Here is a 15,773-nt window from a genome sequence, read left to right on the forward strand (position 1 = left end):
CCCCCCCCCCCCCCCCCCCCCCCCCCCCCCCCCCCCCCCCCCCCCCCCCCCCCCCCCCCCCCCCCCCCCCCCCCCCCCCCCCCCCCCCCGCCCCCGGGCCGTTCCCTCGTGATCCCACGTGATCCCACGTGATCCGAAAGACACGCCCTACACCGGCAGCAGGCGGGCGATCAGTTCGCCGAGGCGGCGGGCGTTGCGGCAGGAGTGCATCTCCACCACGTTCGCGTACGTCGGGGCGGCGGAGTCGCCGGTCGTCCAGAGGGCGGGGCGTTCGGGGTTGAGCCAGATGACCCGGCGGGCGCGGGCGGCGATCCGGCGCAGCGCCTCCGGGTTGGGGTCGCGGTGGTTGTTGCGGGCGTCGCCGAGGACGAGCACGCAGGTGCGGGGGCCGACGGCGGCCAGGTGGTGGTCGGCGAACTCGCCGAGGGCGGAGCCGTAGTCGCTGTTGCCGTGGTAGCCCATCACCCCGGCCTCGGCGAGGATGCGGGCGGCCAGCCGGGCCGGGTCGCCCTCGCCCCGCCGCAGCAGGTCGGTGACCTCGGCGGTGCGGTTGACGAAGGCGAACACCCGGACCTTGCTGAACTGTTCGCCCATCGCCTGCACCAGCAGCATGGTGAAGTCGGCGAAGCCGGCCACCGAGCCGGAGACGTCGCACAGCAGCACCAGCTCCGGCCGGGCCGGGCGGCGCAGCCGGTACGCCGGGCGCAGCGGCACCCCGCCGGTGCCGAGCGAGCGGCGCAGGGTGCGGCGCAGGTCGATCCGCCCGCGGGCGGCGCGGCGGCGCCGGGCGGCCAGCCGGGTGGCCAGCTTGCGGGCCAACGGGTGGACGGTGCGGCGCAGTTCGGCGAGCTGGTCGCGGCCGGCGGCCAGGAAGTCGATCCGGTCGACGGTGGGGGCGACGGCGCGCTCCGCGATCCGTTCGGCGCCGCGCAGTTCGGCGACCCGGCGGCGGGCCTCGGCGGAGACCAGGGCGCGGAAGTCCCCGATGCGGCGGCGGATCTCGTCGGCGAGGACGCGGTCGGCGAGGTCGCGCTCGGAGCGGTCGTCCGGGCCCTGGTCCCGCAGGGCGGCGAGGATCCGGGCGAGCAGGGTCTCGGGGGCCAGCCGGCCGAGCGCCTGGTGGGCGGACCAGCCGTCGGAGCCGGGCGTGCTGCCGGTGCCGTACCGGCCGAAGGCCTCGATGACCTCGCCGGCCAGCCGGGCCTGGGCGGCCCGGTCGTCGGCGGCCAGGGCGGCGGCGAGGCGCTCGCGCAACGCGTCGCGGAGCGGGTCGGGGCGGCCGAAGCGCGGCGGCTCCGGGGCCTCCGGCGCTGGTTCGGCCCCGGGGTCGGTGCCGCGCAGGGCCTCGGGGGTGCCGACACCGAGCGGGAAGAACAGGTCGAAGGCGGCGTCGAAGACCGCCCGTTGGCCGTCCGAGCGCAGCAGGGCGGCGGCCAGTCCGGCCCGCATCTGCTCCCGGTCGGCGAAGCCGAGCACGTCGAGCACGGCGGCGGCGTCCACCGTCTCGGCCGGGCCGATCCGCAGGCCGTGCCCGCGCAGGGCGCGGACCAGTCCGGTCAGCCGGGAGGCGGTGTCGGTGGCCCCCGGGGCGGTCACGCGAGGGTGAGCTTCCGGGCGGCCTTGCGGACGTCGTCCTGGTGCTTGAGGATCACCCCGAGGGTGTCCCGGACGACCGCGTCGTCCAGGGTGTCCGCGCCGAGCGCCAGCAGGGTACGGGCCCAGTCGATGGTCTCGGCGACCGAAGGGGCCTTGCGCAGGTCCATCGCGCGCAGCGCGCCGACCACCCGGACCAGCGACTCGGCCAGCGTCGCGTCCAGCCCCGGCACCTTGAGCCGGACGATCCGGCGCTCCAACTCGGCGTCCGGGTAGTCGAGGTGGAGGAACAGGCAGCGGCGGCGCAGCGCCTCGGAGAGCTCGCGGGTGGCGTTGGAGGTGAGCAGGACGAAGGGGCGGCGGGTCGCGGTGATGGTGCCGAGCTCGGGGACGGTCACCTGGAAGTCGCTGAGCACCTCCAGCAGAAGCGCCTCCACCTCGACGTCGGCCTTGTCCATCTCGTCGATCAGCAGGACGGTGGGCTCCTCGCCGCGGATGGCGGTGAGCAGCGGGCGGGTGAGCAGGAACTCCTCACCGAAGATGTCGCCGCGGGCCTCCTCCCAGCCCTCGTCGCGGCCAGCGGTGATCCGCAGCAACTGCTTGGCGTGGTTCCACTCGTAGAGCGCGCGGGCCTCGTCGATGCCCTCGTAGCACTGCAGCCGTACCAGCCGGGCCGCGCCCAGTTCGGCGACGGCCTTGGCGAGTTCGGTCTTGCCGACTCCGGCGGGGCCCTCGACCAGCAGCGGCTTGCCGAGCCGGTCGGCCAGGAAGACGGTGGTGGCCACGGCGGTGGAGGCGAGGTAGCCGGTCGCGGCGAGTCGCTCGGCGGTGTCCGCCACCGAGGCGAAGAAGCCGGTGCCGGTGGTGTTGCCGTCGCTGCTGCCGCTGGTCATCCGATCCGCCCCGTTCCGGTCCGCCGCGCCCGTCCCGTCGGGGCCCGTGCAGCGCCACCCTACCGGCCGGTCACTTGCTTGTCCCGGGTGGTTGTCCGGGGGCCGGTGGAGCGGCGTACGGAGGGCGGCTGCCCGCCGTACGCCGCTCGGGTGGATCCGTTCGCCGGGAGCGTCAGTTGACGTAGAGGGCCGGGCTGCCGGCGACCGAGCTGTCGGTGACCGGGCCGTAGGTGGCGCTGAAATAGCCGGTCGAGAAGCACAGACCGGGGCCGGAGACCAGGTTGGCGGCCTGGTTGGAGAAGCTGATGCTGTTGCCGGTGTTCGAGGTGGAGCCGGTGATGCCGCTGGGGCTCTGGTAGACGCAGTTGACGGTGCCCAGCAGGGTGTTGAGGACCACCGTGATGCCCACCGGGCCGGCGCTGGTGCCGGTGAGCGAGGCGCCGCCGCCCGAGGTGACGGTGTTGGTGTACGGCAGGCTGGTGGCCGTGACGCTCTTCACGCTCCGGACGCCGATGACGTTGGAGGTGCAGGAGCCGAAGGACTGGCTGTTGAGCTGCTCGGTCGCGCTGCCGGGGGCGGTCGGGTTGGACGTCACGGTCGCGGAGAACGAGGAGCTGGCACAGCTCACCCCGCTGGTGCTGCCCGCGCCGTTGGTGAAGGTCGCGGCGGTGCCGGGCGCCAGGTTGGCGACCAGGGTGTCGCCGACGGCGATGGCCGGGCCGCCGGCGCTGCCCTGGGTGAGGACGGCGGGGGAGGCGGCCTGGGCCGGTGCGACGGCGGCACCGGTGAGGGCGAAGGCGGCGAGGGATGCGGCTGCGAGCGTGCGACGGATGCGCATGAGGGTGCCTCTCTCCGTCCGGAGACGGGTGGGGGAATCCCGGCGTGCGGGTGTGGTGGTGTGCACGACGGGGGAGGTGCATGGCGTACCGGGAGCTCTGTCGGACCACGGGTGCGGGCGGGCCCGGCGCCACGGGCCCGCTCCTGGGGTACGACGGTGTTCGTGCAGCGGTGCAGCGGTACGGGGGCAGCGGTACTGATGCAGAGGTACTGGTGCAGCGGTACTGGTGCAGAGGTACCGGTGCGGCGCTGCGACGGCTGTGCGGTGGCTCCGTGGTGGGGCGGTCCGGGTACGGCTGCACGGCGCGGGGCCGTGCGGACGTGCGGTCCCGCTGGGTGTACGTCGGCGGCTGCCACCGCCGCGGGCCCGGTTCCCGCCCTGGTCCGGCGGTCCGGGCGGCTTGCCCGGGGCCGTCGGAGCCCCTGGATCCGACCGGTGGCGGCCTGCGCGCCGACCGATTGGAAACCTGGCAGTGTTGTAAACCCGGCGTTACGTCAATGTCAATACAGGACACAGGAGTTGGTGATGGATCCCAAACACCTCCGGAGTGCCGACCTGATCCTGCTGCCGGGTGCCCGGACCGGCCGGGATCCGGCCAGGTCGATCAAACCGGGGCCGCGCCGGCAGCCCGCCGGCGTGGTCGCCGCGACCCAGCGCGAACGGCTGCTGGACGGCCTGGTCCGGACGGTGGCCGAACGCGGCTACCAGCACGCGACGGTGAGCGACATCTGCCGCGCGGCGGGCGTGACCAGGCCGGTCTTCTACGAGCTGTTCAGCGGCAAGGAGGACGCCTTCCTGGCCGCGCACCGGTACGGCACCGGGGTGGTGATCCGGCGGATGGCGGCGGCCTTCGCGGCCGAATCCGACTGGTGCTCCGGGATCCGGCAGGCGCTCGGCGCGATGCTCCAACTCCTCGCCGGTACACCGTCGTTCGCGACCATGGCGGTGATCGAGATCGAGGCGGTCGGCCCGTCCGGCCGTCGTGAGCGGGAACAACTGCTCATCCGCTTCCGGGCGTTCTTCGCCGAGGCGCCGCAACTCCCGGGCGGGGTCGGGGTGCCGCAGATGGTCGACGCCGTGGTGGGCGGTGTCTACAGCGCGGTCTACCGGCTGGTCTCCGCCGGCCGCACCGATCAACTGCCGGACCTGCTACCGGTGTTGAGCATGTTCTGCCTCGCCCCGTTCCTCGGGCCGGGCGAGGCCGCCGACCGGCTGGGCGGCCCGACCCGCAGGATCGGTGAAGATCCTTCGTGCACCCGTATTGACCCGGCGAATACCGGGCAGTAGCTTCCCAGTTACTCAACGCGCTCCGAACGGATCCGCCCCGCTGCCGAGGGGCGGACGGCCCGTTCGGGGCGCGGAACGCTGTCCGCGCCAGGACAACGTGCCAGCTGCCTGCACACCCATCCATCCACAGGGAGCACACATGGCCATGTCCGAGGAAGCCGCCGCCGCGGCGGAGACCCCGCAGACGCCGACCGGGACCAGAAGAGGACGGGTCCGCATGAAGCGCTCCGCCCTGATGGCCGTACCGGCCGTCGCGGTCGGGGGCATCCTGATGACCCTCACCGCCCAGGGCGTGCTCGCCGCGCAGTTCTCCATCTCCGGCATGCCGTTCACCATCACCGCCGACAAGCTCGACGGCGACGGCTTCGCCCAGTTCGGCTCGCTGGACTCGATGATCCCGGACAGCCCCAACGCCGGCAGCACCGGCGGGCAGGTCCTGGTCGCGGTGTCGGCGATCAAGGCCGCCCAGATCACCAACCTGTGCCAGAGCGTCGACCTCGGTGGCGTCAACCTGGTGATCCACGCGGGCGACAAGGGCACCCCGGTGTCCGCCTCCGACCTCACCACCGACTCCGATCTGCTGTCCGGCGACGCGGAGTTCAAGAACATCGAGATCGGCGGCGACGCCAGCACCTACACCAAGGCCGGCCCGGTCGGGAAGGGCCAGCCGGGCGTCTTCGGCCAGCAGGCCGACCACGTCACGCTGACCAACCTCAACCAGCACAACTACGCGAGCACCGCCGTCGGGTTCAAGCTGCCCAACCTCCGGCTGAGCTTCAGCTCCAAGGGCTGCTGACCATGACGGAGTCCGTACCGGAGCCGGCCGGGACCGGCGAGGGCGCCGCTGAGCGGACCGAGGAGGTGGCGGCCGCGGGGACGGCCGCCCCCGCTCCCGCGACCGCCGCCCCCGTCGCCGGCCCCGCCGCGGCTCCCGCAGGGGCCGTCGCTCCCGCCGGAGCCGCCGCCGCCACCGCTGCGCCCGCGAGCCCCGCGGGCCCGGACAGGCGCGACTGGCGGGGCAACCGGCCGTTCTGGGGCGGGCTGCTGGTCACCCTCGGCGGCGCCGAGATCCTCTTCACCCTGTGGGCCCCGCTACCCGTCCTGCTGCACATCTCACTGGTGGGCCTGGCCGGGTACCTGGTGCCGTCGGTGATGCTGCTGTGCGGCCTGCTGATCCTCTTCAACCCGACCCAGCGGCTGTTCTACTCCATCCTCGCCGCGCTCGCCTCGCTGGGCAGCTGGGTGACCTCCAACCTGGGCGGCTTCGTGATCGGGATGCTGCTCGGGATCGTGGGCGCCTGCCTGACCTTCGGGTGGGTGCCCGACCAGCCGCTGCGCCGTGGGAGGCAGCGGCGGGAGGACCGGCGCGCCGCGCGCCGGGCGGGGGCCGGAGCGGGGGCGGCCGGGGTCTGAGGACGGCGGCCCGCGAGGCTGCGGTCTGCGGTTCCTGGTCTGCGGTTCCGGTCCGCGGTTCTCGGTCTGCGGGGTGCGGGCCGGGGCCGCGGTTCGGGCCCGAGGGCACGGGCCCGCCGGGAGTGATCGGCGGCGCCCCGCGCACCGGTGGTGGGAGAGCACCAGGTGCGCGGGGCGCTCCGTCCTGCCCGGGCCGGGTGCGGCGGATCCCCGCCACGGAGGGCCGATGGTCCCGGGACCGTCCGGGGCCATCGGCCCTTCCCGCCCCGGCGGCCCGGCAGTTGACTGGGCAGGTCATGGACTACAGCAGCCAGGCCGACGCGGCCGCCACCGCCACCGCCACCGCCGAGTACGACCGTCTGATCGCCCGCCACCACGCGATGCGACTGCGGCGCCAACTCCTCAGCCCCGCCGGGCCCTCGGGGCCCGGGCCCGGCGCGAACCCCGGCCGCCGGGACGGCGAGGACTACGACGACCGCGACGACTACGACGACCGCGACGACCGCGACGACTACGACGGCGTCCGGGACCAGCACCTGATCCGGCGCGAACTCGAAGCCGTCGCCCCGCTCGCGGACCTGATCGACCGGCTCTACGCGGTCATGTTCCGTCGCCGCCCCTTCCTGCGCCCGCTCTTCCCCACCTCGATGGAGTTCCAGCAGGCCCACCTGGAACGCATCCTCCACCACCTGATCGACCACCTGCACCGGCCCGCCGACCTCGCCCGCACGCTCCGCCGACTCGGCCGCGACCACCGGAAGCTGGGCGTCCGGCCGGTCCACTACGAGGCCTTCGAGGAAGCCCTGTGCGCGGCCCTGCGCGACCGGGCCGCCGAACGCTGGACGGCGGAACTCGAAGCCGCCTGGGTGCGGATGCTGCGGTTCGCCGCCGGCGCGATGGTCGCCGGCGCCGACTCGGCGCTCACCGAACCCCCGTACTGGCACGCCGTGGTGACCGGCCACGAGCGCCGCCGCCCGGACCTCGCCGTGGTCCGGGTGCGCACCGGGGAGCCCTACCCGTACCGGGCCGGTCAGTACGGCACGGTCGAACACCCGACGCTGCCGCACACCTGGCGGCAGTACTCGATGGGCTGCGCCCCGCGCGGGGACAATGAGTTGGAGTTCCACGTCCGCCGCACCGGCCCCGGCGGCGTCAGCGCGGCCCTGGTCGGGCGCACCGCCGTCGGCGACCGGCTGCGCCTCGGCCCGCCGCGCGGCGGCCTGCTGCCCGAGGGCGGCGCCCGCGACCTGCTGCTGGTCGCGGGCGGTACCGGACTCGCCCCGATGAAGGCGATCGTCGAACAGCAGGCGCTGCACCGCCCACCGGGCCGCCGGGTCCACCTCTTCGTCGGCGCCCGCGACCGGTCCGACCTCTACGACTGGCACGCCCTCTCCGAACTCGGCCTGCACAAGCCCTGGTTGTCGCTCACCCCGGTGACGGCCGGCCGCCTCGCCGAGGCCGTCGCCGCCGCCGGCGACTGGCGCGAGCACCTCGCCTGCGTCAGCGGCCCGGCCGGGATGATCGCCGCGGTGCGCTCCGAACTCCTCGCGGTGGGGCTGCCGTTGGAGCGGGTCCGGTTCGACCGCGCGGTCCACCGGTAGGCCGTCATCGGCGGTCCGTCACCGGTAGCAGTACGAGTCCGAGGAGGCGTCCCCGCCCGCCAGGTGGGTCTGGTGGACGCGCAGGCCGCGGAAGTCGGCGCCGCGCGGGAAGAACCGCTCGTCGACGCTCAGGCCGCCGGCCTCCGGGTCGGCGTCCAGCTTGACCATCCACGGTTCGATGCCGTCCGGGTAGAACTGGTCGTCCCAGGCGCCGTAGAGCGAGTTGGTGAGGTAGAGCCGCCGCCCGTCCCGGCTGATCTCCACCATCTGCGGTGCCCCGCTCAGCGGCCGCCCCGGCTCGGCGGGGTGCGGGGTGCGGGCGGCGACGCCGCCGAGGCGGACGGAGGAGGCCGGCCGGGGGTGGAACGGGTCCGACACGTCGTACTGGAACAGCTCGCCGGTGCCCCAGGCCGACACGTACAGCCAGCGGTCGTCCACCGACAGGTTGATGTCGGTCACCAGCGGCGGCACCGCCCCGAACGGCCGCAGCGCGGGCGGGAGTTCCTCGGCCCGGGCGGGCTCGGCCGGGATCTCGATCACCTTGCGCGCGGTGAACGCCGGGCCCTCCCGGTACCAGAGCCAGACCGAGGAGGAGAGGTCCGCCACGTTCACCACCACCCCGGCGAAGCCCCACTCCGCCTGCGGGTCGTGCGCGGGGCGCAGCTCCAGCACCATCTGGTACTGGTCCCCCAGGTCGACCCGTTGGAGGTGTCGACCGGTGCCCAGCTCCCAGAAGTGCAGCGCGTGCCCGTACTTGCGGGCGAGCAGCTGCTCGGGCAGCACCCCGTCCTCGACCATCCACGGGGTGCCCCACTCGCTGGTCACCCCGATGCCCGTGCCCAGGTGCCACCAGACGTCGTACGCGAAGTGCTGCGGCCCGCGCTCCGTCTCCCACGGGCGCAGCACCTCGAAGGTGGTGTGGTCCAGCAGGGCCACCCCGCCGGGCCCGTCCCCGCCGTCACCCGCGCCGAGGCAGGACAGGAACACCCCGTCCGGGCCGCAGTGCAGGGTGTGCGGCCGCGAGTAACCCGCCCGCGCGGCAAGCTCCTTGGCCTCGACCGTCTTGACCAGGCGCGGCCGCACCGGATCCGGCCGGGTGTCCATCACGTGCAGCCGGGAGGACCGCAGCCCCGGGAGGAGCAGGAACCGCCGCTCCGGGTTCTCGTGGCAGGCGTGCGCCAGCGCGCTGGAGCAGGCGTTCCAGCCGAAGTGGTGCAACTCGTCGCCCAGGGTCGGCAGTTCGGCGAAGTTGAGCACCGTCCCGTAGCTCGCCGAGGCCGGGTCGGTGTCCACGGTGAGCAGGGCATCCGGCCGCCGGCCCGCCCGGTCGAACCCGGCCACGTACGCCAGTTTCTCCGGCGGCGCCGCGATCGCCTCGGCCGCCGAACGGTAGAGCGACGGATCGATGTGCCCGTGCTGCATGCAGACTCCCCAACTCGCCGTGTCCGTCCGGGAAGCGTTCCACACGACCACCGGCGCACAGCAGGCGCACGCGAGGCGGCCGGGAAGCGCGGACGGCCACCCTCGCGCGGTGCCCGACGGCAGCCGCGGGGGCAGCATCCGGGCACCGCCGGCCAGGCCGGACCCCGACCGCGGCGGCGGCCCCCTCCCGCCGACCATCGGTACCTCCGCCTCGCGCCGTTCGCCCCGGCGCGCTTCGGGGCGCTGCGGGGCGGCTGCCGCGCGGGTGGGAGCTACCGGCCGGTATGGTCGGGGGCGGAACGGGTGGTGACCTGCCGGAAGGGCGGGCGGAGCAGAGGGACGGGTGCGGCGGCAGATGGAGTTTCGGGAAGACATCCTGGGTGCCCCCTACGAGGCGGCCGAGCTGACGCTGCGGTCCGATGACGAAGGGGCGGTCTGCGCGACGCTGGTGCGGCGGGTGGTGCCGGGGGCGGAGCGGGCCGTGTTGTACGTCCACGGGTACAACGACTACTTCTTCCAGACCAACCTGGCGGACCACTACACCGCGCTGGGGTTCTCGTTCTACGCCCTGGACCTGCGCAAGTACGGGCGCTCGCTGCGGCCGCACCAGTCACCGAACTTCGTCCGCGACCTCGTCGAGTACGACGAGGAGCTCGACGAGGCGGTGCGGATCATCCGCGAGGTGGACGGGCACCGGCAGCTGCTGCTGAACGGGCACTCCACCGGCGGGCTGGTGGGGGCGCTGTGGGCGGGGCGCCGGGCCGGGCGGGGGGTGGTGGACGGGCTGTTCCTGAACAGTCCGTTCCTGTCGATGCCCGCCGGGGCGGCCGTGCGGACCGCGGGCGGGCCGGTGGTGACGGCGCTCGGGCGGATGAAGCCGACCCGGATCCTGCCGTCCTCGCTGAACCCGCACTACACCCACAGCCTGCACAAGGACCACAAGGGTGAGTGGGACTTCGACCTCGCCCTCAAGCCGGCCGAGGGCTTCCCGCTGTACGCGGGCTGGCTGGCGGCGATCCACCAGGGGCACCGGCAGCTGCGGCACGGGCTGGGGATCGACGTGCCGGTGCTGCTGATGGCCTCGACGAGGTCGGTCTCCACCACCACGTGGCACAACGCCCTGCACCACGCCGACGGGGTGCTGCGCGCCGACGACATCGCCGCGCAGGGGCCGCGGCTGGGCCGGCACGTCACGGTGGTGCGGATCGAGGGCGGCATGCACGACCTGGTGCTGTCCGGCGAGAAGGCCCGGACCGAGGTGTTCGCCGAGCTGGACCGCTGGCTGGCGGCCTACCTGGACGTGCGCCCGGTGGGGGAGCCCGCGTGACGGACGGGCCGGTGGAGGCGGAGGGGCCGGACGGGCCGGTGGAGGCGGACGAGCCGGTGCCGGTCGGGCGGGCCACCGACCTGGGCTTCGCCAAGCTCATGCCGGACATCGACCGGGACGGCGGCTGGCTGCTCACCCTGGACGGCACCCCGCAGTCCTACGTCGACCTCGCCGACCCGACCCACCTGGAGTTCGAGTACACCCGCCGGCTCGGCCACCTCGCCGACGCCCTGGCGCCGGCCGGCCGCCCGCTGGACGTGCTGCACCTGGGCGGCGGCGCGCTCACCATGCCGCGCTACCTGGCCGCCACCCGCCCCGGTTCGCGGCAGCGGGTGGTGGAGGTGGACGGGCCGCTGCTGGAGCTGGTCGCCGAGCACCTGCCCTGGCAGGGCCCCGGCGCGGACGTCACCGCGACCGTCGGCGACGCCCGGCAGGCGCTGGCCGGCACCCCGGCCGACTCGCAGGACCTGCTGATCGCGGACGTCTTCCACGGCTCCCGCACCCCGGCGCACCTCACCTCGGTGGAGTTCCTGCGGCTGGCCGCGGCGGCGCTGCGCCCGGGCGGCTGCTACGCGGCCAACCTGGCGGACGGCCCGCCGCTGGCCTTCGCCCGGGCCCAGGCGGCCACGGTGCGGGCGGTGTTCCCGTACGTGTGCCTGGTGGCGGAGGCCCCGGTGCTGCGCGGGCGCCGGTACGGCAACATCATGCTGGCCGGCTCGACGGCCCCGCTGCCGGTGGCGGAGCTGACCCGGCTGCTGGCGGGCGACATCTTCCCGGCCCGGCTCACCGATGGCGCGGAGCTGGCCGCCCTGGTCGGCCGGACCGCCCCGGTCGCCGACGCCGAGGCCACCGACTCGCCGCCCCCGCCGGACGGCGCGTTCAGCGTGGGCTGAGGGCGCCGCGGGCCGGGCCGGCCACTGGTCAGGAGGCGGGGTCGGGCCAGGGGACGTCGGTCGCCACCGGGGCGGAGTAGTCGACGCCCGGGACGGCGAAGCCGTACAGGCGCTGGACCTCGGCGTGGAACCAGTCGAGGTCGGCGAGTCCGGCGACGGTCCCGGTGGTGGCGGCCGCCCAGCGTTCGGCGACGGCGGCCTGGACGTCCTCGGCGAGCTCCCAGCCGTCCAGGCGGACCCGGCCCTCGTCGTCCAGGAGGAGCGGGGCGGCGCCGGTGAGCTGGTCCCACAGGGTGGCGAGCTGGTGCACCGGCGGGACCATGTCCGGGCCGAGGACGCCGCGCAGCAGCCCGGTGTAGAGGGCGATGCCGGGGACGGCGGTGGAGGACTGGGTGACGGCGGCGCCGTTGACGGAGGTGACGGCCCGTCCGCCGACCGCCTTGCCGAGCCGCTCGTCCAGGGTGCGGGCGGTGGCCTCCAGGTGGGCCTTGGCCGCGCCGATGGTGCCCTGCCGGTAGATCGCCGCCGTCAGCGGGGAGCCGATGTAGGAGAGCGCGGCGGTGGTGAAGCCCTCGCCGAGGAGCCCCCGGGAGGAGAGGCGGTCGATCCAGCGTTCCCAGTCCGCGCCGCCCATCACGGCCACGGTCTGCTCGATGTCGTCGCCCTCGGCCGGCCCGGTCTCGACCTCGCGCACCTCGGGACGGCCCTGGTCGTCGAAGACCAGCGTCCTGGTGCGGTCGGTCCGGCCGATCGGCTTGAGGACGGAGGCGTACGTGGTGCCGGTGTCGGGGTCGGTGCGCCGGGGCGCGGCCACCGAGTAGACCAGGTGGTCCAGCCGGCCGCCGAAGCGCTGCTCGATCAGGTCGGCGACCTGGCCCTTCATCGCGTCGGAGAACGCGTCGCCGTTGAGGAAGACCAGGTCCCGCCCGGCGGCGCGGGCGAGGTCGGCGGTGGCGGCGGTGCGGTACCAGCCGGCCGTGCCGGTGCGGCGCTCGGTGGGGGCCTTCTCGAAGGAGACCAGGACGCCGCGGATGCCGGCCCGCTTGAGCCCGGCGACGGCGGCGGCCAGGCCGTACCCGGCCGAGGAGCCGATGATCAGGGCCACCGGCCCTTCGCCGTCCGGCAGTTCGGCCGGCTCGGGGCAGTCCCGCCACAGGTCGGCCACCAGCCGCTCGCAGCCCGCCGGGTGGGAGTCGAGGAAGAGGAACCCCCGGTTGCGGGGGATGAGAACGCGCTCGCTCAAGATGGCAGTCCTTGGGTGGGCCGGAAGACGGAGGCGGCGACCGGAAGGGGCGCCGCGCGCTGCCAGTCTGGGACAGGACGGAGGCGGGCAGCGGCCGTCACCAGGCACAACGATCACGAGTCGATCTTGGAGTGTTCCGCCACTGACGTCCTGCTCCGGGTCGCGGCGCGTCGCCGGAAGGGGCGGTGCGGGGCGGGTGTCAGAATCGGCGGGTTCATGCCGGAGCACGGTGCACGTCCGAAGGAGTGAGCGTTGAGCGGTGGCGGGGAACGGCCGGAGTTGGGGAAGGTGCCGGAGACGGCGCTGTGGACGCTGTGGCACCGGGCGGTGGAGGCCCGGCGGCCCGACGCGGTGCTGCACGATCCGGTGGCGGTGGGGCTGGTGGAGCGGATCGACTTCCCGTTCGCCGCCCGGTTCGGGGAGTCGCCGCTGGTGAGCCAGGTCCAGGCGCTGCGGGCGGCCTGCTTCGACCGGGAGGTCGCGGACTTCCTGGACCGGTACCCGCGGGGCACCGTGGTCGGCCTCGGCGACGGGCTGGAGACCCAGGCCTGGCGGGTCGACAACGGCCGGGCCAGCTGGCTGTCCGTCGACCTGCCCGAGACCGCCCGGCTGCGCGAGCAGCTGCTGCCGCCGGACGACCGCCACCGGATCCTCGCCTGCTCGGCCACCGACCCGCGCTGGATGGACGAGGTCGACCCGGACCCGGCCCGCGGCGTGCTGATCACCACCGAGGGCCTGCTGATGTACCTGCGGCCCACCGAGGTCCGGACGCTGATCGCCGGCTGCGCCGAGCGCTTCCCGGGCGGCGCGCTGGTGCTGGACGCGGTGCCGCGCTGGGCCGGCCGCCGGGCCGTGGCGGGCAAACTGCGGGACCGGTACTACCAGGCCCCGCCGATGCCCTTCGGCATGGACGCCGACGAGCTCGGCAAGCTGGCACAGGCCCACCCGGCGGTCACCGACGTGCGGGAGGTGTACCCGGAGGGCGGGCGCGGCCTGCTGCGCGCCGTGCTGCCGCTCGCGCGCGCGGTCAAGCAGCGTCCGTCGGTCGTCGCACTGCGTTTTACCGAATCTTGAAGAAATGCCGGTCGGCCTGGAACTATGGGGGTCAGGACGTACGTCGTAACGACGGGTGATCGGCCAGGGGGACGGGCCGCCCGGCACGTTAGGCTGCGCCCCGGGGGAGCGGCCAGGGTGCCGCCATCGGACAACCGCCGGGACGGGCGTGCGGCTCCACCGGGAGCCGACCCCGGCCCGACCTGCCACGGAGGTACTGGCCTTGCACATCGACGCCTGGATCGAGAGCGTCCCACCGACCGCGGTGTACGCCCTGATCGGCCTGATCATCGGGATCGAGTCGCTGGGCATCCCGCTGCCCGGCGAGATCGCGCTGGTCACGGCGTCCCTGATGGCGGTCAAGGGTGTGGTGAGCCCGTGGGGGATCGCGGTCTGCGCGATCGCGGGCGCCATCATCGGTGACTCGATCGGCTACTCGATCGGCCGCAAGGGCGGCAAGCCGCTGTTCGAGAAGCTCGGACGGAAGTTCCCCAAGCACTTCGGGCCCGCACACCTGGCCACCGCCGAGCGCTCCTTCCAGAAGTGGGGCATGTGGGCGGTCTTCTTCGGCCGCTTCATCGCCCTGCTGCGCATCTTCGCGGGTCCGCTCGCGGGCGCGCTCCGGATGCCGTACTGGAAGTTCCTGATCGCCAACGTGCTGGGCGGCGTGGTCTGGGCCGGCGGCACGACCCTGCTGGTCTACAAGGTCGGCAAGGCCATCGAGCCCTGGCTGGCCCGGTTCTCCTGGGCGGGCCTCGCGGCCGCCGTGGTGATCGGGGCGATCTCGGCCTGGGTGATGAAGCGCCGCGCGGCCAAGACCCACGCCAAGATCGAGGCGGAGGAGGCGGCCGAGGCCGCTGCGGCCGCCGAGGCCGGCCCCGCCGCCGCGTCGGCCAAGGCGCCCGTCGCCGAGTGACAGCGCGTGGCCGCCCACCGGGAGCGGCCGTGACGGAGCCGACCCGCGGCCTGGCCGCGGGTCGGCTCCTGCACGTGGCGGCCGCTGCGCCCGCACCGGGCCGCGCGCTCCGGGCCGCACGCCCGCTCCGCCACGGGCCGAGCCGAGCTGCCGATACGCTCGGGGCTGACCTGCGGGAACGCGCCCGGCTGCGGCAGCCGGACGGCGGGCCCGCGCGGCACACCGAGGAACGGAGACAACGTGCGGATCGGACTGCTGGGCACCGGCACCTGGGCGGAGCGGGTGCACGCACCCGTGCTCGCCGAGCACCCTGGGCTGGAGTTCACCGGCGTCTGGGGCCGCCGTCCGGAGGCCGCCGAGGCGCTGGGCGCCGTGCACGGCGTGCCCGGGTACGGCGACCTGGACCGGCTGCTGGCCGAGGTGGACGCCGTCTCCATCGCCCTGCCGCCGTCCGTCCAGGCCGGACTCGCGGTCCGGGCCGCCGAGGCCGGCTGCCACCTGCTGCTGGACAAGCCGGTCGCGTTCACCGTCCCGGACGCCCGGGCGGTGGCCGAGGCGGTGCGCGCGCACCGCCTCGCCTCGGTGGTGTTCTTCACCGTCCGCTTCGGCGGCGAGCAGATCCCGTGGATCGAGCGGCAGGCCGGGCTCGGCGGCTGGTTCACCGGCCGCTCGGACTGGCTCGGCTCGGTGTTCGCCCCGGGCAGCACCAGTCCGTACGCGGCCTCGCCCTGGCGCCGGGACAAGGGCGCGCTGTGGGACGTCGGCCCGCACGCGCTGTCCGTCCTGCTACCGGTGCTGGGCGACGCGACCGAGGTCACGGCCGTCGCCGGGCCGCTGGACACCGTCCACCTGGTGCTCCGGCACGCCGGCGGCGCCTCCAGCACGCTGGCGCTGAGCCTGACCGCCCCGCGCGCGGGCGGCGGCGTCGCGATGGAGCTGCGCGGCGAGCACGGGGTGGCCCGGCTGCCCGAGCGCGGCGAGGGCCCGACGGTGGCCCTGCACCGGGCCGTGGACGCCCTGCTGGCCTCCGCCGCCTCCGGCGAGGCGCACCCCTGCGGGGCGGACTTCGGCCTGCGGGTGGTGGAGGTGCTGGCGGGTGCCGAGCGGTCGCTGGCCGCCGGCGGCCGGGTGCAGGTGTGAGCTGGGACTCGGGTGCACGTGTGAGCTGAGACCGGGGTGGGGGGGGGGGGGGGGAGGAACCCCCCCCCCCCCCCCCCCCAAAAAACAAAAAAGGGGGGGGGGAAAGGGTCCCAGAGAGAAAAAAACCCACGTCCCCCCCTCCCCTGGCAAGGTG

The 15,773-nt window shown here is 74.9% G+C and carries 14 protein-coding genes; 9 read left to right on the forward strand and 5 right to left on the reverse strand.

All coding sequences use genetic code 11. The features are described 5' to 3' along the window. Nucleotides 1–147: 147 nt before the first annotated feature. From ACZ58X_RS39850 to ACZ58X_RS39860, 3 genes are all read right to left on the reverse strand, one after another. Nucleotides 148–1,596: a VWA domain-containing protein gene (locus tag ACZ58X_RS39850; RefSeq protein ID WP_470338460.1), complete on the reverse strand. Its 1,449-nt coding sequence runs from the start codon at nucleotides 1,594–1,596 to the stop codon at nucleotides 148–150. Next, nucleotides 1,593–2,486: an AAA family ATPase gene (locus ACZ58X_RS39855; RefSeq protein ID WP_470338461.1), complete on the reverse strand. Its 894-nt coding sequence runs from the start codon at nucleotides 2,484–2,486 to the stop codon at nucleotides 1,593–1,595. Before ACZ58X_RS39855 ends, ACZ58X_RS39850 begins: the two co-directional genes overlap by 4 nt. Before the next feature lie 172 nt (nucleotides 2,487–2,658). Beyond that, a complete protein-coding gene (locus tag ACZ58X_RS39860; protein ID WP_470338462.1) occupies nucleotides 2,659–3,324 on the reverse strand; it encodes a Tat pathway signal sequence domain protein in 666 nt (221 codons plus the stop codon). Nucleotides 3,325–3,849: 525 nt separating this feature from the next. On the opposite strand from ACZ58X_RS39860, the gene ACZ58X_RS39865 reads away from it, so the two are divergent. The 4 genes from ACZ58X_RS39865 to ACZ58X_RS39880 all read left to right on the forward strand — a co-directional run bounded on the left by ACZ58X_RS39865 (nucleotide 3,850) and on the right by ACZ58X_RS39880 (nucleotide 7,625). Next, complete coding sequence (locus ACZ58X_RS39865; RefSeq protein WP_470338463.1) at nucleotides 3,850–4,611, forward strand: TetR/AcrR family transcriptional regulator; 762 nt, start codon at nucleotides 3,850–3,852, stop codon at nucleotides 4,609–4,611. A 139-nt stretch (nucleotides 4,612–4,750) separates the two neighbouring features. Then, nucleotides 4,751–5,407, forward strand: coding sequence for a DUF6230 family protein (locus ACZ58X_RS39870; RefSeq protein ID WP_470338464.1), 657 nt, complete (start codon nucleotides 4,751–4,753; stop codon nucleotides 5,405–5,407). 2 nt (nucleotides 5,408–5,409) lie between these two features. Beyond that, nucleotides 5,410–6,024: a DUF6114 domain-containing protein gene (locus tag ACZ58X_RS39875; RefSeq protein WP_470338465.1), complete on the forward strand. Its 615-nt coding sequence runs from the start codon at nucleotides 5,410–5,412 to the stop codon at nucleotides 6,022–6,024. A 296-nt stretch (nucleotides 6,025–6,320) separates the two neighbouring features. Further along, the gene (locus tag ACZ58X_RS39880; RefSeq protein ID WP_470338466.1) at nucleotides 6,321–7,625 is read left to right on the forward strand and encodes a globin domain-containing protein; all 1,305 of its coding nucleotides are present in this window, start codon (nucleotides 6,321–6,323) and stop codon (nucleotides 7,623–7,625) included. A gap of 18 nt (nucleotides 7,626–7,643) precedes the next feature. On the opposite strand, the gene ACZ58X_RS39885 is transcribed toward ACZ58X_RS39880, so the two are convergent. Further along, entirely contained in the window at nucleotides 7,644–9,047 is a 1,404-nt protein-coding gene (locus ACZ58X_RS39885) for a selenium-binding protein SBP56-related protein (RefSeq protein WP_470338467.1), read from the reverse strand. A 355-nt stretch (nucleotides 9,048–9,402) separates the two neighbouring features. Between ACZ58X_RS39885 and ACZ58X_RS39890 the strand changes: the two genes are divergently transcribed. Continuing rightward, nucleotides 9,403–10,374 (forward strand): alpha/beta hydrolase, encoded by a 972-nt coding sequence (locus ACZ58X_RS39890; RefSeq protein WP_470338468.1) that lies wholly within the window; start codon nucleotides 9,403–9,405, stop codon nucleotides 10,372–10,374. A gap of 98 nt (nucleotides 10,375–10,472) precedes the next feature. Further along, complete coding sequence (locus tag ACZ58X_RS39895; protein WP_470338473.1) at nucleotides 10,473–11,267, forward strand: spermidine synthase; 795 nt, start codon at nucleotides 10,473–10,475, stop codon at nucleotides 11,265–11,267. A 28-nt stretch (nucleotides 11,268–11,295) separates the two neighbouring features. Here ACZ58X_RS39895 and fabV read toward each other — a convergent pair whose 3' ends face one another. Then, complete coding sequence (gene fabV / locus ACZ58X_RS39900; RefSeq protein WP_470338469.1) at nucleotides 11,296–12,510, reverse strand: enoyl-[acyl-carrier-protein] reductase FabV; 1,215 nt, start codon at nucleotides 12,508–12,510, stop codon at nucleotides 11,296–11,298. Between the two features lie 252 nt (nucleotides 12,511–12,762). On the opposite strand from fabV, the gene ACZ58X_RS39905 reads away from it, so the two are divergent. The 3 genes from ACZ58X_RS39905 to ACZ58X_RS39915 all read left to right on the forward strand — a co-directional run bounded on the left by ACZ58X_RS39905 (nucleotide 12,763) and on the right by ACZ58X_RS39915 (nucleotide 15,619). Continuing rightward, nucleotides 12,763–13,584: a class I SAM-dependent methyltransferase gene (locus tag ACZ58X_RS39905; RefSeq protein ID WP_470338470.1), complete on the forward strand. Its 822-nt coding sequence runs from the start codon at nucleotides 12,763–12,765 to the stop codon at nucleotides 13,582–13,584. A gap of 202 nt (nucleotides 13,585–13,786) precedes the next feature. After that, entirely contained in the window at nucleotides 13,787–14,479 is a 693-nt protein-coding gene (locus ACZ58X_RS39910; RefSeq protein WP_470338471.1) for a DedA family protein, read from the forward strand. 240 nt (nucleotides 14,480–14,719) lie between these two features. Next, entirely contained in the window at nucleotides 14,720–15,619 is a 900-nt protein-coding gene (locus ACZ58X_RS39915) for a Gfo/Idh/MocA family protein (protein ID WP_470338472.1), read from the forward strand. Nucleotides 15,620–15,773: the final 154 nt, after the last annotated feature.

This window comes from Kitasatospora sp. NPDC040550, from assembly GCF_055594965.1.